Origin of the sequence: Shewanella sp. GXUN23E, assembly GCF_050865035.1 — a bacterium.
GTDB lineage: Bacteria > Pseudomonadota > Gammaproteobacteria > Enterobacterales > Shewanellaceae > Shewanella.
This window is the reverse complement of record NZ_JBOZWP010000008.1, coordinates 84,538-109,681: the sequence shown is the minus strand read 5'-3', so window position 1 is coordinate 109,681 and position 25,144 is coordinate 84,538. Positions and strand designations below refer to the sequence as shown.

17 protein-coding genes and 1 riboswitch are annotated in these 25,144 nt (G+C 52.9%); of the genes, 12 read left to right on the top strand and 5 right to left on the bottom strand.

Annotated elements, in window-relative coordinates; genetic code table 11:
• Positions 1 to 170: 170 nt before the first annotated feature.
• The 4 genes from ACRRUX_RS09570 (at position 171) to ACRRUX_RS09555 (ending at position 4,502) form a co-directional block, all read left to right on the top strand.
• Complete coding sequence (locus ACRRUX_RS09570; RefSeq protein ID WP_432529585.1) at positions 171 to 920, top strand: electron transfer flavoprotein subunit beta/FixA family protein; 750 nt, start codon at positions 171 to 173, stop codon at positions 918 to 920.
• Entirely contained in the window at positions 921 to 1,844 is a 924-nt protein-coding gene (locus ACRRUX_RS09565; RefSeq protein WP_432529583.1) for an electron transfer flavoprotein subunit alpha/FixB family protein, read from the top strand.
• 100 nt (positions 1,845 to 1,944) lie between these two features.
• Positions 1,945 to 2,143: riboswitch (Lysine riboswitch) on the top strand.
• Between the two features lie 109 nt (positions 2,144 to 2,252).
• On the top strand, positions 2,253 to 3,812 hold the full coding sequence (locus ACRRUX_RS09560) for a Na+/H+ antiporter NhaC family protein (RefSeq protein ID WP_432529581.1): 1,560 nt from the start codon (positions 2,253 to 2,255) through the stop codon (positions 3,810 to 3,812).
• Between the two features lie 111 nt (positions 3,813 to 3,923).
• Positions 3,924 to 4,502: a thymidine kinase gene (locus ACRRUX_RS09555; RefSeq protein ID WP_432529579.1), complete on the top strand. Its 579-nt coding sequence runs from the start codon at positions 3,924 to 3,926 to the stop codon at positions 4,500 to 4,502.
• A gap of 81 nt (positions 4,503 to 4,583) precedes the next feature.
• Here the strand turns inward: ACRRUX_RS09555 and ACRRUX_RS09550 are convergent, their stop codons facing one another.
• Together ACRRUX_RS09550 and ACRRUX_RS09545 are read right to left on the bottom strand one after the other, a co-directional pair.
• The gene (locus tag ACRRUX_RS09550) at positions 4,584 to 4,970 is read right to left on the bottom strand and encodes a hypothetical protein (protein ID WP_432529577.1); all 387 of its coding nucleotides are present in this window, start codon (positions 4,968 to 4,970) and stop codon (positions 4,584 to 4,586) included.
• A 715-nt stretch (positions 4,971 to 5,685) separates the two neighbouring features.
• The gene (locus tag ACRRUX_RS09545) at positions 5,686 to 6,990 is read right to left on the bottom strand and encodes a hypothetical protein (RefSeq protein ID WP_432529575.1); all 1,305 of its coding nucleotides are present in this window, start codon (positions 6,988 to 6,990) and stop codon (positions 5,686 to 5,688) included.
• A gap of 283 nt (positions 6,991 to 7,273) precedes the next feature.
• Here ACRRUX_RS09545 and ACRRUX_RS09540 point away from each other — a divergent pair, with 283 nt between their 5' ends.
• The 3 genes from ACRRUX_RS09540 to ACRRUX_RS09530 all read left to right on the top strand — a co-directional run bounded on the left by ACRRUX_RS09540 (position 7,274) and on the right by ACRRUX_RS09530 (position 9,800).
• Entirely contained in the window at positions 7,274 to 7,654 is a 381-nt protein-coding gene (locus ACRRUX_RS09540; protein WP_432529573.1) for a Rid family detoxifying hydrolase, read from the top strand.
• A 159-nt stretch (positions 7,655 to 7,813) separates the two neighbouring features.
• On the top strand, positions 7,814 to 9,088 hold the full coding sequence (locus ACRRUX_RS09535) for a serine dehydratase subunit alpha family protein (RefSeq protein ID WP_432529571.1): 1,275 nt from the start codon (positions 7,814 to 7,816) through the stop codon (positions 9,086 to 9,088).
• Between the two features lie 55 nt (positions 9,089 to 9,143).
• A complete protein-coding gene (locus tag ACRRUX_RS09530; protein WP_432529569.1) occupies positions 9,144 to 9,800 on the top strand; it encodes a helix-turn-helix transcriptional regulator in 657 nt (218 codons plus the stop codon).
• A gap of 145 nt (positions 9,801 to 9,945) precedes the next feature.
• On the opposite strand, the gene xseA is transcribed toward ACRRUX_RS09530, so the two are convergent.
• Positions 9,946 to 11,304: an exodeoxyribonuclease VII large subunit gene (xseA, locus tag ACRRUX_RS09525; RefSeq protein ID WP_432529566.1), complete on the bottom strand. Its 1,359-nt coding sequence runs from the start codon at positions 11,302 to 11,304 to the stop codon at positions 9,946 to 9,948.
• Positions 11,305 to 11,424: 120 nt separating this feature from the next.
• Between xseA and guaB the strand changes: the two genes are divergently transcribed.
• Complete coding sequence (guaB, locus tag ACRRUX_RS09520) at positions 11,425 to 12,891, top strand: IMP dehydrogenase (protein WP_432529564.1); 1,467 nt, start codon at positions 11,425 to 11,427, stop codon at positions 12,889 to 12,891.
• A 121-nt stretch (positions 12,892 to 13,012) separates the two neighbouring features.
• Complete coding sequence (guaA, locus tag ACRRUX_RS09515; protein WP_432529562.1) at positions 13,013 to 14,590, top strand: glutamine-hydrolyzing GMP synthase; 1,578 nt, start codon at positions 13,013 to 13,015, stop codon at positions 14,588 to 14,590.
• Between the two features lie 61 nt (positions 14,591 to 14,651).
• Here the strand turns inward: guaA and ACRRUX_RS09510 are convergent, their stop codons facing one another.
• The gene (locus ACRRUX_RS09510; protein ID WP_432529560.1) at positions 14,652 to 15,611 is read right to left on the bottom strand and encodes a GGDEF domain-containing protein; all 960 of its coding nucleotides are present in this window, start codon (positions 15,609 to 15,611) and stop codon (positions 14,652 to 14,654) included.
• A gap of 251 nt (positions 15,612 to 15,862) precedes the next feature.
• Between ACRRUX_RS09510 and tadA the strand changes: the two genes are divergently transcribed.
• Positions 15,863 to 16,378 carry a tRNA adenosine(34) deaminase TadA gene (gene tadA, locus ACRRUX_RS09505; protein WP_432529558.1) on the top strand — a complete coding sequence of 172 codons (516 nt, stop codon included), beginning with the start codon at positions 15,863 to 15,865 and terminating at the stop codon, positions 16,376 to 16,378.
• A gap of 286 nt (positions 16,379 to 16,664) precedes the next feature.
• Here the strand turns inward: tadA and mltF are convergent, their stop codons facing one another.
• Complete coding sequence (gene mltF, locus ACRRUX_RS09500) at positions 16,665 to 18,083, bottom strand: membrane-bound lytic murein transglycosylase MltF (RefSeq protein ID WP_432529556.1); 1,419 nt, start codon at positions 18,081 to 18,083, stop codon at positions 16,665 to 16,667.
• A 334-nt stretch (positions 18,084 to 18,417) separates the two neighbouring features.
• On the opposite strand from mltF, the gene purL reads away from it, so the two are divergent.
• Together purL and ACRRUX_RS09490 are read left to right on the top strand one after the other, a co-directional pair.
• Positions 18,418 to 22,296 carry a phosphoribosylformylglycinamidine synthase gene (purL, locus tag ACRRUX_RS09495; RefSeq protein ID WP_432529682.1) on the top strand — a complete coding sequence of 1,293 codons (3,879 nt, stop codon included), beginning with the start codon at positions 18,418 to 18,420 and terminating at the stop codon, positions 22,294 to 22,296.
• A gap of 1,288 nt (positions 22,297 to 23,584) precedes the next feature.
• Positions 23,585 to 25,141, top strand: a complete 1,557-nt coding sequence (locus ACRRUX_RS09490; protein WP_432529554.1) for a cytochrome ubiquinol oxidase subunit I — start codon at positions 23,585 to 23,587, stop codon at positions 25,139 to 25,141.
• Positions 25,142 to 25,144 lie beyond the last annotated feature (3 nt).

Sequence of the window (25,144 nt, the reverse complement as noted above, 5' to 3'; positions counted from 1 at the left end):
AAGGCAGATAACTTTTGCCGTTGTGGTCCGGAGTATTGAGTCTAGTTGACGTAAACGTAAACAATAAGTAAAGTGGCGTAACATCTGTGCTGGGGAACCAGTGCGACAGGAAGCGATAGCGAGCAGCTTATGCTTTCTTCAGTGAAATCTGAGGCCTAGGAAGAGAACCCATGAAAGTATTGGTGCCGGTAAAACGTGTTGTTGATGCCAATGTCAAAGTGAGGGTTAAGCCTGATCAATCTGATGTTGACACGGCTAACCTGAAAATGGCGTTGAACCCATTTTGTGAAATCGCAGTGGAAGAAGCGGTCCGTCTTAAAGAAGCCGGTATCGCTTCTGAAGTGGTGGTGGTGACTGTAGGGAATAAAGCGGCACAGGAGCAACTGCGTACCGCAATGGCCCTGGGCGCAGATCGCGGTATTCAGGTGGATACCGAGGAAGAGCTGGTGCCTTTATCTGTGGCCAAGTTGCTTAAAGCGGTGCAGGACAAAGAGCAGGCCGGATTAATTATTCTGGGTAAGCAGTCCATTGATGGTGACAACAATCAGACCGGACAGATGCTGGCGGCATTGATGAATGCCCCGCAGGCAACCTTTGCATCCAATATCAGGGTTGAGGGCGAGCGCCTGACGGTGATCCGTGAAGTTGATGGCGGACTGCAAACCCTCAGCATGCCGTTGCCTGCCGTGGTGACTGCTGACCTGCGTCTGAATGAGCCCCGTTACGCCAAGTTGCCGGACATCATGAAAGCCAAGCGCAAACCACTGGATGTGGTGTCCGTTGCTGAGCTGGGGGTAACGCTGAAAACTCACCAGCAGGTGCTGAAAGTGACGCCTCCGGCTGCCCGCCAGGCCGGTGTCATGGTCGAGTCGGTTGCGGCTCTGGTTGATAAACTGAAAAACGAAGCCAAGGTGATCTAAATGACCATTCTAGTAATTGCAGAACATGACAATGTCAGTCTGAAGCCTGAAACGGCCAAGATCATCAATGCTGCCTCGCAAATCGGCGGCGATATTCATTTGCTGGTGGCCGGTCATGATTGTGCCGGTGTTGCTCGCTCTGCAAGCCAGCTCAGTGGTGTCAGTAAGGTATTGCTGGCTGACAATGCCGTATACGGCGCCCATCTGGCACAGAATCTGGCTCCTGTGGTGGTTGATGCCGCTCCTGACTACAGCCACATTCTGGCTGCAGCGAGCAGTCAGGGTAAAGATCTGTTGCCACGGGTTGCTGCGTTGCTGGATGTATCTCAGCTATCTGAGGTGGTCAGCATTGTGGATGCCGACACCTTTGTTCGCCCTGTGTATGCCGGTAATGCGATGGCGACCGTCAAGAGTCTGGATGACAAGAAGGTAATGACAATCCGCACCAGTGCGTTTGATGCCGTTGGCAATGATGGCAGTGCACAGGTGCAACCTGTTGCAGCAGTGCATGCAGCCAATACTGAGTTTGTTTCCCAGGAGTTGACCAGATCTGAACGTCCTGAACTTGGCAATGCCGGCATTATTGTCTCCGGTGGCCGCGGCATGGGCAGCGGTGAAAACTTCGCTTTGCTCGAAGCGTTGGCGGATAAACTCGGGGCTGCGGTGGGGGCCTCCCGCGCTGCGGTGGACGCCGGGTTCGTACCCAACGATTTGCAGGTCGGGCAGACAGGTAAAATTGTTGCCCCCGAGCTGTATATTGCGGTGGGTATTTCCGGTGCCATTCAACATCTGGCAGGTATGAAGGATTCCAAGGTGATTGTGGCAATCAACAAGGATCCGGATGCGCCGATTTTCCAGGTTGCCGATTACGGCCTGGCGGCAGATTTGTTTGAGGCTGTTCCTGCACTGACCGATATGCTTTAATCTGTGAGCCCGGTCACGATAAGCAGTTTTGAAGCGGTTTTGGGGTAGCAATATCCCAACCGCTTATGGTTTTATCTCCCTCACGCCTGAGATTAAGGTGTTCTTAAGTAGAGGTTGCGCCACCTATCAGTACCGATTGCCAGGGTGATACCAGTGATCGATCGGGAAAGGAGTTGGTGCCGAAGTGATTGAGTTTATCAGGGCCAATCGCTGGGGCTGTTACCGAACAGGGACAGCACTGCCATAGTATTTTCCACCGGGATGATGGAAAGCCATTACTATGGAGCGCTACTGACAGGACAGGTGCTCTGCATACCCATGCGATGTCTTCGCATGGCCGTGACTTATCCCCATTCCTTCAGTGTTCTCCATTCGTCGTATTAAACAACGAAAGAAAATAAAACAATTATGACAGTTATCAGCTATGCCGATTCGGCGTTTTCTTTGCTGCCGCCTGTGGTGGCCATTCTCCTGGCGATTTTGACGCGCCGGGTATTATTGTCTTTGGGGGTAGGGATCCTGTTGGGCAGTTTGTTGCTGACCCAATTCAATATCAGCGATACCGCCCTGTATCTGGGGGATCGCGTCACTAAACTGTTCTGGGACGACGGTGCTCTGAACAGCTGGAACGTCTATATTCTCGGTTTTTTGATCCTGCTTGGCATGATTACTGCGCTTATCACCGTCAGTGGTGCTGCCCGCGCGTTTGCTGAGTGGGCCCGTCAGCGTATTCGCTGTAAACGCGATGCCAAGCTGCTGACCATTTTCCTCGGCTGCGTGGTGTTTATCGACGACTATTTCAACTCGCTGGTGGTTGGCAGCGTGTGTCGTCCATTGACCGACAGATACTATATTTCCCGCGCCAAGCTGGCATATCTGCTGGATTCCACTGCAGCGCCTGTGTGCGTGATCTCTCCTGTATCCAGCTGGGGAGCTTACATTATAGCCCTGATCGGCGGTATTCTGGCGACCCATGGTATGAGTGAAGCCGGTCATTTGAGCGTATTCGTGGAAATGATCCCCATGAACTTCTACGCCATTTTTGCGCTGTTGCTGCTGATCTGTGTGTCTTTGTTTGGTCTGGATGTGGGACCAATGCGCACCCATGAACGCAATGCCCAGAAGGGCGAGTTGTGGGATCCTGCCAAGACACCGCCGGGTGCGGATGCCGATCTGCCTGAAGCCGACACCGGCAGAGTGATGGGACTGTTCCTGCCGATTGGTACCCTGGTGCTGGCGACTGTGTATTTTATGGTATCCAGCGGCGCCAATGCGCTGGCTGCTGATGGCAAACCATTCGACTTAATCAAGGCATTTGAAAATACTGATGTCAGTTCGTCACTGTTCTTCGGTGCGCTGATCGGTCTGGGTGTCACCCTGGCGATGGTGCTGATGCAGGGAATTGACAAGAAACTGATCCTCAAAGGCCTGACTGCCGGTGCCAAATCCATGCTGCCTGCTATCTGGATCCTGCTGTTCGCCTGGACCATTGCCGGCGTCATTGGTCAGATGGAAACCGGTAAGTTTATGGCGAGTCTGGCGTCTGGCAATATTCCGTTCGAAATGCTGCCGGCGGTGATGTTTGTTTTGGCTGGGTTGACCGCTTTTGCCACCGGCACCAGCTGGGGGACTTTTGGTATTATGCTGCCGATTGCCGCCGATATGGCCATGGGCAGTCACACTGCCATGATGCTGCCAATGCTGGCGTCAGTGTTGGCCGGTGCGGTATTTGGTGACCACTGCTCACCCATCTCTGACACCACGATTCTGTCATCCACCGGTGCCAGCTGTCCGCACATCGACCATGTGGTGACTCAGTTGCCTTATGCTCTGATTGTCGCGCTGATAAGCCTGGTGGGTTACACAGTGCTGGGCTTCACTGAATCAGTTGGTGCCGGACTAGCTACCTGTGGCGGCTTGTTTGTGCTGAGCATCATCTATCTGAAAATCAAGGCTGGCTCACGCTGAGCGGCGATATGACAGTGTTAAACGCGGCCTGAGTGCCGCGTTTTTTATGGGTGTTGCCCTGCGCTGAGCAATGGTAGAATGCCGCCGTACACTTTTTTGGGGAACTGAATTTTGGCGCAGCTTTACTTTTATTACTCGGCGATGAATGCCGGTAAATCCACTTCTTTGTTGCAGTCGTCTTATAACTACCGTGAGCGTGGGATGAATACTCTGGTGATGACGGCTTCCATCGATGACAGATATGGAGTGGGCAAAGTCGCGTCCCGCATAGGCATTGAATCGGATGCTCAGGTGTTTGGTGCCGGTGATAATCTGGTGGATATGATCGCCAGTGCCCATGCTGCCCAGACCTTGCATTGTGTGCTGGTGGATGAGTGTCAGTTTCTCAGCAAGGAGCAGGTCAAACAGCTGGCTTACGTGGTCGATAAGCTGGATATTCCGGTGCTGTGCTATGGGCTGCGCACCGATTTTCAGGGCGAGCTGTTTGTTGGCAGCCAATATCTGCTGGCCTGGGCCGACAAGCTGGTGGAGCTGAAAACCATCTGTCATTGCGGCCGTAAAGCCAACATGGTGCTGCGTCTGGATGGCAATGGCAATGCCATGAAAGAGGGCGAGCAGGTCGCCATTGGCGGTAACGAAAGCTATGTGTCAGTCTGTCGCAAGCATTTCCGTGAAGCCTTGTGGGACTGACTCGGCAACGCTGACAAAGGGAAAATAACTCCCATACTGATTATAAAAGGAGACTTTCGGGTCTCCTTTTATCCGTCAGCACTATTGTTCGAACTCCGTTGCCAGCTGCTTATATTTAAACTGTCTGATGGTCGCAGGGTGAAGCAACACTGCCAGACCGATAATAAATATGGCGATAGAGACGGCCGTTTTTAAGGCGGTGTAACTGCGCCAGTCCCATTGTCCGAACCAGAGCAGCATAGCGAAAAGTATCAGGCTGACCAACAGCCAGCAAATGGAAAACAATCGCCAGCGATTGTTGTATTGCCATAGCCCCCACACTGCTGGCAGGAACAGAAGATTGGAATTGATATTCACTGCCCGTGGTTCCCAGAGCAGTCCCTGCAGCAAATCCCATATAGCCATCAGGCCCATGATTCCAAGCAGTAGCATAACAATGATAAGTGGCTTTCCATGTTCAGAGGTCATGACGCATTCCTTTTGCCATTTGTTGATTTGTTCCGCCAGGCTTCCTGTTAGCCCCATTCATCTTACGCCGCTTGAGATGGCTGAGTCGCAGGAGGCGATTCAGTGGTTACGCGGATGACGGTTATCAATATCCGGGATTGGTAAAAGCGGCAATCAGTCCGGTGTCATTTTGTGGAATAGCGCCTGATTTGAGGTGGCTGAATTTTGCTCTTTGGAATTGGTAAATAGTCGGCACAATATTGGCGCGACCTTAAGCTGATGACTGTCAGCCCTTTTGCCTGTCTGTCTCCAGCCGCCGCTTGATTAATACCAATTTCAGTTAATCGTTGATCTGTTTTAGCGGGAGCTCAATGCGCTTGAGACAAGGTCATTAACTGCTCCTTGGCAACAGCTCCTGCGTTGCTCTGCCTCCCGCATCCATGCAGTCGTGCGTTAATGACATTCGCCACATCCCTGTGGCTTGCGAGCTGACGACGGTGCTATGTCTAGACGGCTCACACAGTATCAAGTGCATTGAAAGGCGCACTGCGTCAGCATGTCAGGCATCCTGCTTCAGTGCTGCATTGCTCTCAAAGGGAGCCACCTTTAGTCAATCAATGCGCCTTGAATCTGGTATAAGCTGAAAAAGGAGCAAGTGTATTTACGATGGAACCAGGCAGGTCCTTTTACGCAAAAGGCTCCGCGAGGGAGCCTTGGTATTCAACTTGACTGAAACTTAGCTGAAAGCCAGGAAAGGCGACACGCACAACAGCAGGCCGGTGGCGATAATTACGTACAGACCGGCACCTTTATACTTATGCAGGGCAGGGACCTGATACACCAGATAGGCCGGGATCAGGCAGCCCACCATACCGAAAATCGGGCTGCAGATAGAGGTGAAGCTCAGTACCGGGGCATTCAGTACAATTGCGCTCCAGGATAGCAGGATGGTGAACAGCATGATGCCGTAGCCCACTTTTTTGGCATTGATGCGCTCTTCAGGCAGGAAGCGGCGCAGCACGTTCATGGTGATACCCTGGCAGGCTTCGCGAAACCCCAGATAAACGCCGAAGTAAGCCGTCATTACCGCAAAGATATTCAGTGTCAGACTGAGCAGTTTAAGGGTCTGGCCTGGAACACCCTGAGCCACCATCGCCAGGGCTGAGATATTCTCTTCTGAGGCTCTTACCGCCTGTTCATGACCCATGGCCAGAGTAAAGGATACGGCGTAGAAGAACACCACCACAAACAGGATGCCGAAAGCGATATTCATGGCGCGCATGGCTTTGAAACGGGCAACCTCAATGGATTTTTCGCGGCTGCGATAGGAAATCACCATGGGACTCAGACTCTGAATAAACAGGATTGAGGTCAGGGTGAATGGCAGCATCACAATCGCGTCTTTAATCCAGTCGCCGGTCTGGGGAATGGTACCTATGTTGCTGGCATCCCATTTGTCGACCATCATCAGCCCCAGCATGGCTACCACGCCCAGCTTGGTCAGCACCATCAGGGTAGAAATCTTAAACAGCAGATTCTCACCCCGGGAAGCCAGTGCCACCAACAGGCAGATCAGTGCCAGACCATAGAAGGGATTTTCAGACAGTAACTCCTGGGTGACGCCGAAACTTTGCAGGAACGAGGCGCTGTCATTGGTAATCGCGGTTGAGTAAACGAATACCCAGATCACCAGCATGACAAAGTAAAGCAACCCCAGGAACATACCCCAGTTCTTACCCAGATAGCCGGAAATCACGCTGGGATAATCCTGACATTTTTTGGATTCCGCCAGGGTGTTGATGAACAGGCGCTGGAACATATACATGGCGGGATAGCCGATGACAGCAGACAACAAAAATACCCACAGCCCCATCAGTCCGACCTGAACCGGCAGGAACACAATCCCGGCGCCGATGGCCATACCAATGCTCATAATGATCCATCCCCAGTCAGTGCTGTCGAAGCGGGTCGCTTCTTTCCAGGCGGCATTGTCTGAGCGGTCTACACCTATCCATTCTGTTGCAGTTACTTCGGCTTTCATGCATCAACCTTAAATTATGAAGATAATTAATTAGTAATTATTGCTCGGTTTTTTTTGCAAATATATTTGAGTGTTTTGGCGGTCACAATCAAAATCACGTTGAAGATCTTCAGAGCGGGATCAGGCTCACAAATGCATTGCGTATCGGTATTTTTATCGACTACTGACCTCTGGTAGTTGTTTTTTACTAAAATTCAGTTGCAAAAAAATCCATATTTGCAAATAATATTGCACATCAAACGTGAGTCTGTATGAAACTTTTTTTGCAAAAATGGGGTTTGTCATGAAGCAAACAATTAATGCTGTCAAAGCGCCGGAAGCGATTGGTCCATATTCCCACGGCACCCGCTATGGTGATCTGGTGTTTACCTCAGGCCAGCTGCCTGTATGTCGTGAGCTGGGACGGGTAGTGGACGGCGGGATCAGCGAGCAATCCCGCCAGTCGCTGCTGAATCTGCAATATGTGCTGGAGGAGGGCGGTGCAAGCCTGGACACTGTGCTGAAAACCACTTGCTATCTGGCGGATATCACTGAATTCGCGGCATTTAACGAAGTTTACAAAGAATTCTTTAAGTCAGATTGTCCTGCCCGCAGTTGTTTTGCCGTGAAGGACCTGCCCATGGGCGTCAGAATCGAAGTTGAAGCGATTGCTCACAAGGCATAATTCACATAGTTTTAGTGGCTTATAAGAAGATGCACAGATGATATCCGGACGCGTCAGCAACCAGGGAGTATCATGCATTGCCCCGCCTGCAACAAGGTCTCAGTTGTGTACCTGTGTTGGGGCAGGGGTAAGCCAGGTATCTGCACAGAGGCGAATTGAATGAAACAGGAATGGCAGCAATATATCGATATCATTAATCAGGTGGTCAAACCCGCTCTGGGTTGCACCGAGCCTATCGCTGCAGCGTATGCATCAGCCGTGGCGGCTGCAACTTTGGGGACAGTTCCCGAGTCGCTGGAAGTGCAGGTATCCGACAACCTGTATAAAAACTCCATGGGCGTGTTTGTTCCGGGCACAGGTAAGATAGGTCTGGCGATTGCCGCAGCGGCCGGGGCTATCGGCGGCGACTGTGAGGCCGGGCTGGAAGTGCTGGCCTGTATCACACCTGAGCAGGTCGCTCAGGCTCAGATGATGATTGACGCCGGTCATGTGTCGGTGAAACGTACTGATACCGATGAATTTATCTATTGTTGCGTGATTGCCCGCAGCAATGGTCATGAGGCGCTGGTACGCATCAGCGGTGGTCATACGCTGGTGGTGGAAAAACGCCTGGATGGTGAGGTGCTGTTTGCTCAGGCATCCGATGCCAAAGCGGCAACCGGCTCCATTTGCGACGGCGTGGATATCAGTATCGCCGCCATTTATGACTTTGCCACACAGGTAGAATTTGAGCATATCCAATTCATTCTCAAGGCGTCCGAGCTTAATCTTCGCTTGTCTGACGAGGGCATGACGCGCGCCTACGGGCTGGAAGTTGGACGTACCATGAGAAAGAGCATCGATGAAGGCATGCTGTCTGAGGATCTGCTGAACAAGATTGTAATGTGGACCGCTGCCGCCTCTGACGCCCGTATGGGGGGCGCGACCTTGCCGGCCATGAGCAACTTTGGCTCCGGCAACCAGGGGATCGCCGCGACTATTCCAGTGGTCATCACTGCCCAGCGCTATCAGTGTGATGATGAAAAGCTGGCCCGGGCACTGATTATGAGCCACCTTGGCGCTATTTATATCAAGTCCCACTATCCACCGCTGTCTGCCTTCTGCGGCAATACCGTGACCAGCGCTGCCGCCTCAATGGCGATGGTGTATCTGGCCGGAGGCAGCTTTGAGCAGTCCTGCTACGCCATTCAGAATGTGATCAGCGACAGTTCTGGCATGGTGTGCGATGGCGCCAAAGCGTCCTGTGCCATGAAGGTCAGTACCTCTTCCTGCGCCGCAGTAAGAGCATTTCTGATGGCGCTGAATTGTCAGTCGGTTTCTGGTCAGGGCATTATTGCCCGGGACGTGGAGCAAACCATCCGCAACATAGGTCAGATGGTCAGCCATGGTATGTCCTCGACCGACAGTACCATTATCAATATTATGTCGGCCTGATATCTGAGCGGATACCGGTTAACGGTATCCCGGGCCGGAACACAAAGGAGATTAAGTGAAACTGCAGGAACTGAGCCAGAGTGATTTTGACATCCTCAAGGCGATGGAAAATGTTGTCGATGGTATTGCTGCTATGTACGGCGAACATACGGAAGTCGTGCTGCACAGCCTGGATGTCCGTGACCCTTCAGTGGTTAAAATTGCCAACGGCCATATTACCGGTCGCAGTGTCGGTGCGCCTATTACCAATCTGGCGATGCTGAAACTGAAAACCGGGCAGGACGTGTCAGCCTCTTATCTGACCAAGTGTGCCAACGGCAAAACCCTGCGCTCGACCACGACTGTGATCCGCAATGGCCAGAACCGAGCCATAGGCCTTTTGTGTATCAATTCAGATATGGATGCGCCCTTGCAGTCGGTACTCAGAAGCATGATGCCTGACAGCATGGTCAGTCCTGAAGTGACTCAATCTCCTGAAGTTTTTGCCCGCAATATCGACGAAGCTCTGCACTCTACCATAGATGGTGTGGCCGCCGATGTGCGGGGTAACAGTGATATTCCCCAGTCGAAAAAGAGCCGGGAAATTGTCACGCAGCTTTATGAGCTCGGTATTTTCGAGCTGAAAGACAGCGCCCAGGTGGCGGCTACCCGGCTGGATATTTCAGTGCATTCCATCTACCGCTATTTGCGCGAAATCAAAGCCAATCTTTAATTTCTCACCGTGAGCGGGGATGGATAAAAAGGACCCGGGCCAGTGTTGCCCGGGTTTTTCCTGTCCGTGTGAGCAGTGCGACCTGGTGCTCTGGGGCCGCGAGCGGCTACCCATGTCCTGTAATCCATGCCCTGATATCCGGGTGTCAGCCGGCTGGCTCCACATCAAGGATGATATCGATCACGGTTGAGTGGACTTTGCCCTGCTCCAGGCGGCTTATCAGCGTATCGCCCGGCTGCACATCAGTGGCCCTGGTGAGCACCTGACCCTGAGCATCCGAGGTAATACTGTAGCCTCGGCTCAATGTGGCCAGCGGGCTGACACTGCCCAGCACTCCGGCCTGATGCTGCAGCTTTTCCGTCGCTTTCTCCAGCCGATAGTGCATGGCCTCATTCAGGCTCTTGCTCAGGTAGCCAAGACGGCTTTGACTGGTATCCAGTCTGTGTCTGGGGGATTGCTGCTCCAGTCTGCCTGACAATTTCTGCTGCCTGAGAGACAGCTGTGACAGTCGTCTTGCCAGCGTGCTTTCAAGGCGCAACTGCATCTCGTCAAATCTTTGGGTCAGTTGCTGCAGCGCATGAACCGGATCCTGCTGTGACAGTCTGTGCTGCAGCAGGCTCAGACGCCGCTCTGACTTGAGCTGGTAATGCTGCCAGCCGGTTTGCACTCGACTGGCAGCGACCGCCAGCTTCTGCAGTTTGTTGCCTTTGTCATTGGATAGCAGTTCAGCGCCGGCTGAGGGCGTCGGCGCGCGTACATCGGCGACATAATCGGCGATGGTGGTATCCACTTCATGACCAACGGCACTGACCACTGGCAGCGCCGAATTATAGATGGCATGAGCCAGGGATTCGGCGTTGAAACACCAGAGATCTTCCAGCGAGCCGCCGCCCCGGGTCAGCAGCAGCACATCGACCTCCAGCCGCCGGTTGGCGATATCCAGCGCCTGAATAATGGTTTGAGTGGCAGCCTCTCCCTGTACCTGAGCCGGATAGATGATGACTTCGATGGAGGGATCGCGCCGCTCAAGCACGTGCAGCACATCACGGATGGCAGCGCCGGTGGGGGAGGTGATGACGCCAATACGACGAATATTTTCTGGCAGAGGCCTTTTAGTGTCCTGGGCAAACAGGCCCTGAGCCGCCAGTTGCATCTTGAGGGCTTCATATTGCTGAGCCAGCAGGCCATCGCCGGCAGGCAGCATGGATTCGATCAGCAGTTGATAGTCGCCTCTGGGCTCATACACACTGATGGCGCCGCGAACCAGCACCTGCTGACCATTGGCGGGGCGAAAGGTCACCGACTGATTGCGCCCTTTGAACATGGCGCAGCGAATTTGCGAGTGGCTGTCCTTGAGTGTCAGGTACCAGTGTCCTGAACCCGGTGCCGAGAAGTTGGAAATTTCACCATTGAGCCAAATTTTGCCCAGTTGGCCCTCCAGTAATTGACGGACTTCGCCATTTAAACGGGAGACAGTATAAACAGTGTTTTTAGGGAGTTGCATGGCCTTTCCAGCGAAAACGTCCGATTTTTACAATTTTCCATTTACCAAGTGGAAGACGCAAGGTATAATGCCGCCGCAATATTTCACCTTCGAAATCCATGTAAATGGGGAGATGTTGCCATGCTACGATTGAAAAAAGAAGCCCTTACCTTTGACGATGTTCTGCTCGTCCCTGCTCATTCCACTGTTCTCCCTAACACTGCCAATCTCAAGACCCGTCTGACTGACAAAATCAGCCTGAATATTCCACTGATCTCTGCCGCAATGGATACTGTGACCGAGGCTCGTCTGGCTATTGCCATGGCGCAGGAAGGCGGTCTGGGTTTTATTCACAAGAATATGAGTATTGAGCAGCAGGCCGAAGAAGTTCGCCGCGTGAAAATCTACGAAGCCGGTGTGGTGGCGCAGCCTGTGACTGTGACCCCGGAAACTACCCTGGCACAGCTGCGTGAACTGACTGCCAGGAATGGTTTTGCCGGTTATCCGGTCGTGAATGAAGCCAATGAGCTGGTAGGGATCATCACAGGTCGTGATGTGCGTTTTATCACCGACTGGAGCAAAACGGTTGCTGAAGTGATGACGCCAAAAAGCCGTCTGGTGACAGTACAGGAAGGTACCGCCCGTGAAGAAGTTCAGCGTCTGATGCACGCCAACCGTATCGAGAAGATTCTGGTGGTTAATGACAGCTTCAAGCTGACCGGTCTTATCACTGTTAAAGACTTTGAGAAAGCTGAGCGTAAGCCTAATGCCTGTAAAGACGAGTTCGGTCGTCTGCGTGTAGGCGCGGCTGTGGGTGCCGGTCCAGGTAACGAAGAGCGTGTTGATGCGCTGGTGAAAGCCGGTGTTGACGTACTGCTGATCGATTCTTCTCACGGTCACTCTGAAGGCGTGCTGCAGCGTATTCGCGACACCCGCGCCAAATATCCTGAACTGCAAATCATCGGCGGTAACGTGGCCACTGCCGAAGGCGCACTGGCGCTGGTTGATGCCGGTGTTAACGCCGTGAAAGTGGGTATTGGCCCTGGTTCCATCTGTACTACCCGTATCGTAACCGGTGTGGGTGTGCCTCAGATCACTGCGGTTTCTGATGCAGTTGAAGCGCTGCAGGGCAAAGGTATTCCGGTTATCGCCGATGGTGGTATCCGTTACTCCGGCGACCTGGCCAAAGCACTGGCTGCCGGTGCCTCCTGTATCATGGCCGGTTCCATGTTCGCCGGTACTGACGAAGCCCCGGGTGAAGTTGAACTGTATCAGGGTCGTGCTTACAAATCATACCGCGGTATGGGTTCTCTGGGCGCTATGTCTCAGGGTTCTTCAGATCGCTATTTCCAGACCGACAATGCTGCCGACAAACTGGTACCTGAGGGTATCGAAGGCCGCGTACCTTACAAAGGCAAGCTGAAAGAGATCATTCACCAGCACATGGGCGGCCTGCGCTCCTGTATGGGGTTGACCGGCTGTGCCACCATTGAAGAATTGAACACCAAGGCTGAGTTTGTGAAGGTGACTGCGGCGGGTATGGGTGAATCACACGTGCACGATGTGACCATCACCAAAGAGGCACCAAACTATCGCAGCCGTGGTTAATGATTCAGGAGAGCTGTGCGCAGGGCTTGTACCTTCGCTGCAGCTGTCTGTCGGGCGACCTCGGTCGCCCTTATTAGAAAAGCCTGTAAAGGGCGTTGATAAATATTGATGAAGGTTTTCCATGAACGACATTCATGAGCACAAGATACTCATCCTTGACTTCGGCTCTCAGTACACCCAGCTGATCGCCCGTCGTATCCGCGAAATCGGTGTGTACTGCGAGCTGTGGGCATGGGATGTAACCGAAGCGCAAATCCGTGAATTTGCTCCCAACGGTATCATTCTGGCCGGTGGTCCCGAGAGTGTGACCGAAGCCGGTTCTCCACGGGCTCCTGAGTATGTGTTTAACGCCGGTGTACCTGTACTGGGTATCTGCTATGGCATGCAAACCATGTCTGAGCAACTGGGCGGTAAAGTGATTAAAGGCGTGGGTGAAGGTGAATTCGGCTATGCACAGGTAGAAGTGCTGGCTCAGTGTGCGCTGCTAAGCTGCATCGAAGACGGTATCAGCGATGCCGGTAATCCACTGTTGGACGTATGGATGAGCCACGGTGACAAAGTTGCCGAGATCCCGCCGGGATTTGTGCAGGTTGCCCAGACTGAAACCTGTCCATTTGCGGTGATGGCCAACGAAGAGAAGCAATTCTACGGCGTGCAGTTCCACCCTGAAGTGACTCACACCCGTCAGGGCCTGCGTATGCTGGAGCATTTCACTCTGACCATCTGTGGCTGTGAGGCCAAGTGGCAGCCTGCTTCCATCATTGAAGATGCGGTTGAGCGTATTAAAAAGCAGGTGGGCGATCAGGAAGTGATCCTCGGTCTGTCCGGTGGTGTGGATTCTTCCGTGACCGCCATGCTGCTGCACCGTGCCATTGGCGACAAGCTGACCTGCGTATTTGTGGATAATGGTCTGCTGCGTTTGAATGAAGCGCAGCAGGTGATGGATATGTTTGGCAATCACTTCGGCCTGAACATCATCCATGTGGATGCGGAAGACCGTTTCCTGGAAGCGCTGAAAGGCGAAAACGATCCGGAGGCCAAGCGTAAGATCATTGGTCGCGTGTTTGTGGAAATCTTCGATGAAGAGGCCTCCAGACGCGTCAATGCCAAGTGGCTGGCACAGGGCACCATCTACCCGGATGTGATTGAATCAGCAGGCTCTGCCACCGGCAAGGCTCATGTGATCAAGTCGCACCACAACGTAGGCGGTCTGCCTGAAGATATGGAGCTGGGTCTGGTTGAACCACTGCGCGAACTGTTCAAAGACGAAGTGCGCAAGATTGGTCTGGAGTTGGGTCTGCCTTATGACATGCTGTACCGTCATCCGTTCCCGGGGCCTGGTCTGGGCGTGCGCGTTCTTGGCGAAGTGAAGAAAGAGTACTGTGACCTGCTGCGCCGTGCCGATGCTATCTTCATTGAAGAGCTGCATAAAGCGGATCTGTACAACAAGGTATCTCAGGCATTCACCGTGTTCCTGCCAGTTCGTTCTGTAGGCGTAATGGGCGATGGCCGTAAGTACGACTGGGTGGTATCCCTGCGTGCGGTGGAAACCATCGACTTTATGACCGCTCACTGGGCACACCTGCCATACGACTTCCTGGGTCGGGTATCCAACCGCATCATCAACGAAGTGGATGGTATTTCCCGCGTGGTGTATGACATCTCTGGTAAGCCACCGGCGACCATTGAGTGGGAATAATCCCTGAATAAATAGAAAAAGCGGACCTTGTGTCCGCTTTTTGTTTTTTCGATGTGGGTGTTCAGTGGGGTTTGCTGCCCGAGGAGTGTGATGAACTCAGGTTTGATTGAGTGGTTGCAGACTCGTTGAGCGGATCAGAAGCACTCTGATGTACCTGTACCCGGTTGCCCCCCTGGCGCGCAGCCTGACCCATAGTGGTTTTGGCAGCCAATAAAGCCAGTTTGCGGTTGGCCAGCATACCATCGTATTGTGCGATACCAATACTTACCGTTATCCTGAGCGGTTGCCCGGCAAAGTAAAACGGGTATTCGGCGATGGTCATTCTCAGATGCTCGGCTTTTACTCTGGCAGTATTCAAATCGGCGCCGCCAAGCTCGATGATAAATTCCTCGCCGCCCCAGCGGACGACTCTGTCCTGTTTACGGATAAGATTGGCAATCAGCTCAGCCAGTTTGATGAGCTGGAAGTCGCAACAAACCTGGCCCCGGGCGGTTTTAAGCAGTGCAAAATCATCGATGCCGATGACCAGCAATGCCGCCTTACGTTCCAGACCCGCAGTTGAACGGGGCTGAGCTGTGTTACGGCTGTTGGCGAGACTGGCCAGTGGATTGGCACTGGCCAACGCACTTAACAGTTGACTGTGCTCAGTCAATTGCTTGATAAGTTTGAACATTCCAAGGGCCAGCGTGATGCTGCCTGCGGCCTGCAATATCGCGGCTAAATAGCTGAGCGCTGCCGGTATCGGAATAAAGTGCCGTCCGCTGGTTATCAAAGCCGCCAGATACAGCAGTGACAGCCCAAGTACCAGCGAAAACCGTACATCCGGGGTGTCTACTCTGATGGCTGTCACCAATAATCCTGACCAAATCAGTAAAGGCAGACTATCCAGTATCAGCAGTGACCAGCTGTCCGGTTGCAGCAGGGCGTGGTCTGCCAACAGCCAAAGCCAGAAGATAACCGTTAGCGCCGCAATCAATGCGGGCCAGCGCAGATAAGTCAGTGGGGCGGAATTGGGTGTCATTTGATAAGTTTAGATGAAACCCGTCGGGTGGCACGAAAGTTTGAACCGGCCACTGTTCAACGGCAGCATACAGGCGCCTTTACCTGAGCCTGATACTCCGGGGGCCTCAATGGTGGGAGAGCCCATCAAGCTTTTATCCAGTCAGTTGCTGGAGGCATGCCGTGATGACTTGCTATACTTCGCGACCTTACAGTGATGTTGATGTCGGCGGATCGAAATCAACAGGATATTTGTGCCAAAAGAGGTAACAGGTGGATCAAGCACAGCAGGATAAACATTGGATGGCGGTGGCTCTGGAGATGGCTGCCAAGGCTGAGGCTCTGGGAGAGGTACCGGTCGGCGCCGTGCTGGTGAAAGACAATGAGCTGTTGGCTGCAGGATTCAATTACAGTATCGGCCTGCATGATCCCAGTGCCCATGCTGAGATGCAGTGTTTGCGACAGGCGGGTAAGGTGCTGGAAAACTACCGTATGCTGGACACTACTTTGTATGTGACTCTTGAGCCCTGCGCCATGTGCGCTGGCGCCATGGTTCACAGTCGCCTTAAACGTGTGGTATTTGGTGCCAGGGATCTGAAAACCGGCGCCGCGGGATCTGTCGTGGATCTGCTTGGTCACCCGGCATTCAATCATCAGCTGGACGTCACCGCAGGCGTGCTGGAAGAGGAGTGTGCGGCGCTGCTCAGCAATTTTTTCAAGCGGCGCAGAGCGGAGAAAAAAGCGCTGAAGCAGGCGGCCAGACAAGCAGCATCGACGGGAAAGGACTAATTCTCAGACTGCTTGTTGCTGAATAAAGGTGAAAAACAGCTTTTGGCGGTGCAATATCCGTTGATGACGGGCTTTCTGCATGGTGCGGCGGCGTGCGGCGTTATTGATAATTCTTCTTTTCATACTTCTTCCTCCTAATGCGGTTATCCTCAGGGGCGTAAGTGCCCGAAAAAACAGAGATATACCGTTCGTCCTTCAGAATCACATTATCACAATCCCTGATTAAGAAAAGATGAAGCACAGCGAATTTGTCATTTATTCAACGTGTTGTGACGTGCCGCCGGGATTATTGCGGCGGCGCGGCAGACGCTGCATCCAGGCTCACACTTTCCGTTTCCTGAGGTGGCGGAGCCGATGCAACTGTTTGCGCCTGGTTGTCGAGCCATACCAGGGTGTCGTAGTAGCGGCGGATATTGTCCACATAATGCGCCGCTTCGCTGCCTCTGGCGTAGCCGTAGCGGGTTTTGCTGTAATGTTTGCGCTTTTGCAGCAGCGGCAGCACCTGTTTTACATCGCCCCAGCTGCTGGGGTTGAGCCCCATGGACTGTGCCAGTTTGCGGGCATCTTCCACGTGCCCCATACCAATATTGTATGACGCCAGCGCAAACCACATGCGCTGATCTTCTGGAATCGAGTCAGGCAAACGGCTGAGGATATTACTCAGGTACTTGGCGCCGCCCCGGATACTTTGCTCAGGATCCAGACGATTGCTGATACCCATTTGTTTGGCGGTGGGCAGGGTCAGCATCATCATGCCGCGTACCCCGGTGGGTGAGCGAGCATGGGGGTTCCAATGGGATTCCTGATAGGCGGTCGCGGCCAATTTGCGCCAGTCCAGATCGCCGGCATGTTCCTCAAACCAGGGACGGTATTTGGGTAATTTGCTGTCCACCGCCCGGATAAAGGCGCGGGTATCGACATAGTCAAAGCGCTGTACGTGGCCAAAGTACTTTTCGTTTAACTCTTCAAGGGTACCGTTACGTCTTTCTGTGTCCCAGAACGCCAGCAATTGACTCATTAATTTGTCCGAGTGAAAGGGGGACAACAGCCAAACGACACTCTGGTTATCTTCCAGCACCTGAGCGACACGCAACTCAGGCAGAAAGCGGCGGTTGATCTGCAGCGACGAGGAGTCAGCAACGGTATAGGGGATGTCACCGTTGGCCACCATTTCCAGCAATTCTTCACCGTCTTTGTCGACGACCTGTTGCCAGTTGAGGTTCGGGTACTGTTGTTTAAGCTGGGTGAGGGTATCGACAAAAGCGGAGTCGGCCAGCACGGTCAAACCGTTGCCCAGCTGATTCAGGTCATCCTGAGGTTTGTTACCTTCTTTATATACCAGTACCTGGTCCACCTCATATAAAGGTGGCCCTAGACGGAATTGCTGACGACGGGCTGGTGTGTCGGTCAGGCCAGCAGCAATGATATCGATGTCGTCCCGCTCGAGCGCCTGGTACAACTCACCGATAGAGGCGTAGGGCATCATCTTCAGGGGTTTATCCAGATACCGGGCAAATTTCTCGGCCAGTTCATAGTCAAAGCCGCTGAGTCCCTGACCGGTACTGACATAGATTTGCGGGCCGTAAAGCGTCCCCACCCGCAGTACACTGCGTTCGGTCGGGGGCGGAGGCTCAACCGGCTCTGGTTCGCAGCCTGACAGCAAAGGCAGGAACAACAAAGCCGCCAACAGGCGTTTAAATGTCATAGTGAACAATATTGCGACAGCGATTGAAAAAAGCAATAAGCCGAATGGTATCTCCCGGGTTTTGGCCCCGGAGAATCTATCGTTTGATAACAGGGAAAATGTTTTCGGCGGCGAGGCGTGTTTATAGCACAAATCCGCCTCGTTTCTCCAAGTCAATTTGATGATTTGTGAGCCACTTTTTCCTATAATACCGCCTCCTCTTACCCTGTATACCCAGGCTGTCGGAAGATGCAGAGAACAGCGGCAAAATACGGGCTTGCCCCCGGGTTTTCATGGCGCGATAGCTTTGCTCCTGTCTGGGTATCACGAAAAAATAAAAAGGTGAAAAGACGTGATGGAGATCATCCGCGGAGCCCCTGCACTGTCGACATTCCGGGTGCAGAAACTGCTTGCAGCATTCAGCAGTGAGTCCCTTCCGGTCAGTCAGATTTATGCCGAATATGTCCATTTGGCCGACTTGAGTGAGCCACTGGATGACAGGGAGTCTTTGCAGCTCAGCCAAATCCTCACCTACGGTCCAGCCATGGACACTCACGCCCCCCAAGGCACGCTGTTCTTCGTCACTCCCCGCCCCGGCACCATTTCCCCCTGGTCTTCCAAAGCAACCGACATCGCCCACAACTGTGGTCTTGGTAAAATCAAACGCCTCGAGCGCGGTATTGCTTACTATATTGAAGGCGAGCTGAGTGCTGCCCAGTTAACTGCCGTTAAAGCAGTTATCCACGACCGTATGATGGAAGTGGTGCTGGAGGATTTTGCACAGGCCGCGATGCTGTTTGCCCACACAGAGCCAGGCAAGCTGCGCAGCGTCAATATTCTGGGAGAAGGTCGCCGCGCACTGGTTGCTGCCAATACTGAAATGGGGCTGGCACTGGCCGAAGATGAAATCGATTATCTGGTGGAAAATTTCGTGCGTCTGGGCCGCAATCCCAACGATATTGAGCTGATGATGTTCGCTCAGGCCAACTCTGAGCACTGCCGTCACAAGATCTTCAACGCCGACTGGACCATTGATGGTGAAGTTCAGCCAAAGTCGCTGTTCAAGATGATCAAAAACACCTTTGAAACTACGCCTGATCACGTCTTGTCTGCCTATAAAGACAACGCGGCCGTGATGGAAGGCTCGGTTGCCGGTCGATTCTTCCCGGATGCGGATGGTGTTTACCGTTACCATACAGAGCCAATGCATGTGCTGATGAAGGTGGAAACCCACAACCACCCAACGGCGATCAGTCCTTATCCGGGCGCTGCGACCGGCAGCGGTGGCGAAATCCGTGACGAAGGTGCAACCGGTCGCGGCTCCAAGCCCAAAGCCGGCCTGACAGGCTTCTCGGTATCCAACCTCAAGATCCCCGGCTTTGTGCAGCCCTGGGAAGGGGACTACGGCAAGCCGGAGCGCATTGTGTCCGCACTGGATATCATGCTGGATGGCCCACTGGGCGGCGCAGCATTTAACAACGAATTTGGGCGTCCGGCACTGTTGGGTTACTTCCGCACCTATGAGCAGCAGGTTGCCAGCCATAATGGCGTGGAGGTTCGTGGCTACCATAAGCCGATTATGCTCGCCGGTGGTCTGGGTAATATCCGTCAGGACCATGTACAGAAAGGTGAAATTACCGTTGGCGCCAAGCTGATTGTACTGGGGGGCCCGGCGATGAATATTGGTCTTGGCGGCGGCGCAGCCTCTTCCATGGCATCTGGCCAGTCCAGTGAAGATTTGGACTTCGCTTCTGTGCAGCGTGAAAACCCTGAGATGGAGCGTCGCTGTCAGGAAGTGATTGACCGCTGCTGGCAAATGGGCGATGCCAACCCGATACAGTTCATCCACGATGTGGGTGCCGGTGGCCTGTCCAATGCGCTGCCTGAGCTGGTTAGTGATGGTGGCCGCGGTGGTAAGTTTGAGCTGCGCAATGTGCTGTCAGATGAGCCGGGCATGAGCCCGCTGGAGATCTGGTGTAACGAGTCGCAGGAGCGCTATGTACTGTCGGTGGCGGCTGAAGATCTGGATACCTTTGCGGCCATCTGTGAGCGTGAGCGCGCGCCGTTTGCGGTAGTGGGGGAGGCCACCAAAGAGGAGCATCTGCTGCTAAACGATAAGCACTTCGACAATCAGCCCATCGACTTGCCGCTGGAAGTGCTGCTGGGCAAAGCGCCCAAGATGAGCCGTGAGGCTGTGACCCTCAAAGCCCAGGGCAAGGCACTGGATACCGCAACAATAGATGTTAACGATGCGGTTGCCCGGGTATTGAGCCTGCCGACAGTGGCGGACAAAACCTTCCTAATCACCATAGGTGACCGCACGGTCACAGGTTTGGTAAACCGGGATCAGATGGTCGGTCCCTGGCAGGTTCCTGTGGCCAACTGCGCCGTGACTGCGGCCAGCTTCGACTCCTACGCCGGTGAAGCCATGTCCATGGGTGAGCGCACGCCGCTGGCGCTGCTGGATTTCGGTGCCTCTGCCCGCATGGCGGTGGCCGAGTCCATTATGAATATTGCCGGCGCCGATATCGGTGATTTGAAGCGCATTAAGCTGTCTGCCAACTGGATGGCGGCTGCCGGTCACCCGGGTGAAGATGCAGGTTTGTATGAAGCGGTAAAAGCCGTGGGTGAGGAGCTGTGTCCTGAATTGGGTCTGACGATTCCTGTGGGCAAGGACTCGATGTCGATGAAGACCGCCTGGCAGGAAAACGGCGAAGACAAGAGCGTGACTGCGCCATTGTCGCTGGTGATCTCCGCCTTTGGTGTGGTGCGTGACATTCGCAATACCGTGACCCCTGAGCTGCGCAGCGACAAAGGTGCCACGGCACTGCTGCTGGTGGACTTGGCCGATGGCAAGCAGCGTCTGGGCGGCTCCTGCCTGGCACAGGTTTACGGCGAGCTGGGCGATGCAACGCCGGATCTGGACAAGCCTGCAAACCTCAAAGGTTTCTTCAATGTGACCCAGCAGTTGGTGGCGGATAAGCAAGTGATTGCTTACCACGACCGCAGTGATGGTGGTTTGCTGGCGACCCTGGCGGAAATGGCGTTTGCCGGTAACACAGGTCTGCACATCAATCTGGGCGGCATTGAAGGGGATGATATTTCCCGTCTGTTCAATGAGGAGCTGGGCGCTGTGCTGCAAATTTCCGCAGCCGATGCTCAGGAGATTATCCGTCAATACGAAGATGTCGGTGTCAGCTGTCATTTGATTGGCAATCTGGCTGATGATATGCAGCTGTCTGTGTATGACGGCGAGCGTGAAGTGCTGGCTGAGTCTTTGGTTGCACTGCGCAAGCTGTGGTCTGACACCACTTATCGCATGCAGGCCATGCGTGATAATCCTGAGTGCGCCAAAGAAGAGTTCGACCTCAAGCTGGATATCAACAATCCCGGCTTAACCGTGGATCTCAGCTTTGACCCAAGTGATGACATTGCCGCGCCTTACATCCTCAAAGGCGTGGCTCCCAAAATGGCGATCCTGCGTGAGCAGGGGGTGAACTCTCAGCTGGAGATGGCGGCAGCATTTGACCGTGCCGGATTCGAGAGCCGCGATGTGCACATGTCGGATATTCTGTCCGGTCGCATCAGCCTTGAGGAGTTCCAGGGGCTGGTCGCCTGCGGTGGCTTCTCCTACGGTGATGTGCTGGGCGCCGGTGAAGGCTGGGCCAAGTCAATTCTGTTCAACGAACTGGCCCGTGAAGAGTTCAGTCGTTTCTTCCAGCGTGCTGACAGCTTCGCGCTGGGGGTTTGTAACGGCTGCCAGATGCTGTCCAACCTGAAGTCGATTATTCCGGGTACTGAGCACTGGCCACACTTTGTGCGTAACCGCTCAGAGCGCTTTGAAGCCCGCTTCTCGCTGGTCGAGGTGCAATCCAGCCCATCGCTGTTCTTCGAAGGGATGGCTGGCTCGCGTATGCCAATAGCTGTGTCCCACGGTGAGGGCCGGGCGGAGTTTGCCTCCAGTGGCGCACTGGCAGCAGCGGAAGCCTCAGGTACTGTGTCGCTGCGTTATGTCGATGGCAACGGCAAAATTGCTGAGCAGTATCCGCTGAATCCCAACGGTTCGCCCAACGGCATTACCGGGATCACCACGCTGGATGGCCGGGTCACGTTGATGATGCCGCATCCTGAGCGGGTATTCCGTACGGTGGCCAACTCTTGGCATCCGGATGAGTGGGGTGAAGACAGCCCCTGGATGCGCATGTTCCGCAATGCCAGGGTTAACCTGGGGTAATTGACGCGTATTCAGTCGCTTCCATTCCATAGAAGAAAGCAGCCTTAGGGCTGCTTTTTTTATGGCAAAAAAATCTCTGAGGCAGACATAACTTTGCTCGTATCTATTAAATATATCCAGATTAACTGAATTAGGTGCGGCAAATGTGCGGGCCGCAAAACAGGTGCCAGTGCGCGACATAATTTCTTCGGGTTTTTCTGACGTGGCGGGTGAGCTCAGATGTGTCCGCAATCTGCAGTATCAGTAAATACGAAAGTAAATGAAATGTTGGTTTAACGTGTTCGTAGTTGTGTGTTTGCAAAAAAAATAGGATTTTAATGAGCGCAGGCGTGCCGTATTGAAGACAGAAAAAAGCCCGGTTGCTTTATCAGTAACCGGGCCCGTTTTGCGCTAACAAAACTCAAGAATAGTAAAACTGTCTTTACCTGAATTAGAACTCTCTTGATTTAAAAAGTTCAACAAAAACAGGTTTGTAAGAGTTAACCAGACGTTCAAAAAATTTTTTCATAGCAAATATCTCCACACAAATTCGATGATAGGTGCGCGGAGTTGACACACCATCCTGCTTGACTGGGTGTATCAGGCGTCTCCTTAACACGGGGCACATGTTAATGATCGCGGTTAAATTGTTCAAACGAGAAAAAGTGCAAATTCGCATAAGTAAAACTAATTGAAATTATGTCGCCGATTTACTTTGCAATACTTTAACTTAATGATTTTATTGGCTATTAGTATTTATTTTGATTTATGTGCATGAACTTTTTATTGCGATAAATTGAATATTAAATGTTAAAACATGTTTTTATGAAGGCTTTTGGTATTATTTGTGGTGAGTGCCTATAAAATCAATGTTTGATTTGGTTGGTGTTAGTTCCCTACCATAATTATCCGTGGGTGGCAATGATGTTAGTGTCTGAACTGTGTTGCTTGCCGCAAAATAGCGTCAAACCCTTGAGTTAGATTGATTTGCATCAAATGCGAGTGGTATAAATTTGACTGGAATGCACAAGCTTATGTTTTTGTAACTCATTGAAAATATTGGCTTGTGAGTATTTTGGTTGGCTTTTTGTACGATGGCGATCGCTAAATTGCAACAGAGTGTGAACCATGTCTCAAACGTGCGGGAAGATGACTATTTTAGGGGGATATTCCCCGCCGATCTGGCAAACTGACAAAAAAAGGGATGTTTACCTCGATTTGAGGTAAACAAAATTGAAAATTTAACCAACTTACACAGGTTCTCGCTGACATTTGTTGTCGGCATCCAGTTCCAAGTAAGGAGAGACTGATGATTGTTGAAGAGGTTGTAGAGCTATCGCGCCTGCAGTTCGCGCTGACAGCGATGTATCACTTCCTGTTTGTTCCTCTCACCTTGGGCATGGCCTTCCTGCTGGCTATCATGGAATCACTGTATGTGATGACGGATAAACAGATTTATAAGGACATGACCAAGTTCTGGGGCAAGTTGTTTGGTATCAACTTTGCCCTGGGTGTAACAACAGGTCTGGCAATGGAATTCCAGTTTGGTACCAACTGGTCTTACTATTCCCATTATGTGGGTGATATTTTTGGCGCCCCGCTGGCCATCGAAGGTTTGATGGCGTTCTTCCTTGAATCCACCATGGTGGGTATGTTCTTCTTCGGCTGGGATCGTTTCAGCAAGCGTCAGCACCTGGCAGTAACCTGGCTGGTTGCCCTGGGCACCAACCTGTCTGCATTGTGGATTCTGGTGGCCAATGGTTGGATGCAAAACCCTGTGGGTAGCGTGTTCAACTATGAAACCATGCGCATGGAAATGACCAGCTTCGCCGAAGTGCTGTTCAACCCGGTTGCTCAGGTGAAGTTTGTTCACACTGTGGCATCAGGTTATGTGACCGGCGCTATGTTCGTGCTGGCCATCAGCTCTTACTACATTCTGAAGAAGCGTGATCTGCCTTTTGCCCGTCGTTCTTTTGCCATTGCGGCAAGCTTCGGTATGGCTTCTATCCTGTCTGTTATCGTACTGGGTGACGAATCAGGTTACGAAACCGGTGAAGTACAGAAGGTGAAACTGGCTGCGATTGAAGCTGAGTGGCACACTGAGCCAGCACCAGCTGCATTCACCGCCTTTGGTTTCCCGAACGATGAAACCATGGAAACCGATTACGCCATTAAGATCCCATACGTCATGGGTATCATCGCGACCCGCTCGCTGGATGAGCAGGTAACCGGTATTCGCGATCTGGTGACTGAGCACGAAGCCCGTATCCGTAATGGTATGGATGCTTATGCCATGCTGGAAAAACTGCGCGCCGGTGACAAGAGTCCTGAACTGCGTGCCGCGTTTGAAGCCGCCAAGGTTGATCTGGGTTATGGTCTGCTGCTGAAGCCTTACACTGCCAAGATTGTTGATGCTACGGACGAGCAGATTAAAGCGGCTGCCCGCAGCTCTATTCCCTCTGTTGCGCCGCTGTTCTTCAGCTTCCGTATCATGGTGGGTCTGGGCTTTGTGATGTTGTTTGTGTTTGCTGCTGCCTTCTGGCAGAGCACCCGTCACAAGATCGATGAGAAGCCATGGGTGCTGAAAGCTGCGCTGTACAGCCTGCCGCTGCCATGGATCGCCATTGAATGTGGTTGGTTCGTTGCCGAGTACGGTCGTCAGCCATGGACCATCTCTGAAGTACTGCCTACCTTTATGTCGGCGTCCAGCCTGTCTGTGACCGATATCTGGATCAGTATCTTCACTATTACTGCCTTCTACACTGTGCTGTTGGTAGTGGAAATCTTCCTGATGGTTAAGTTTGCCCGCCTGGGCCCAAGCAGTCTGAAGACTGGACGTTACCACTTCGAGAAGCTGGAAGCTTAATAG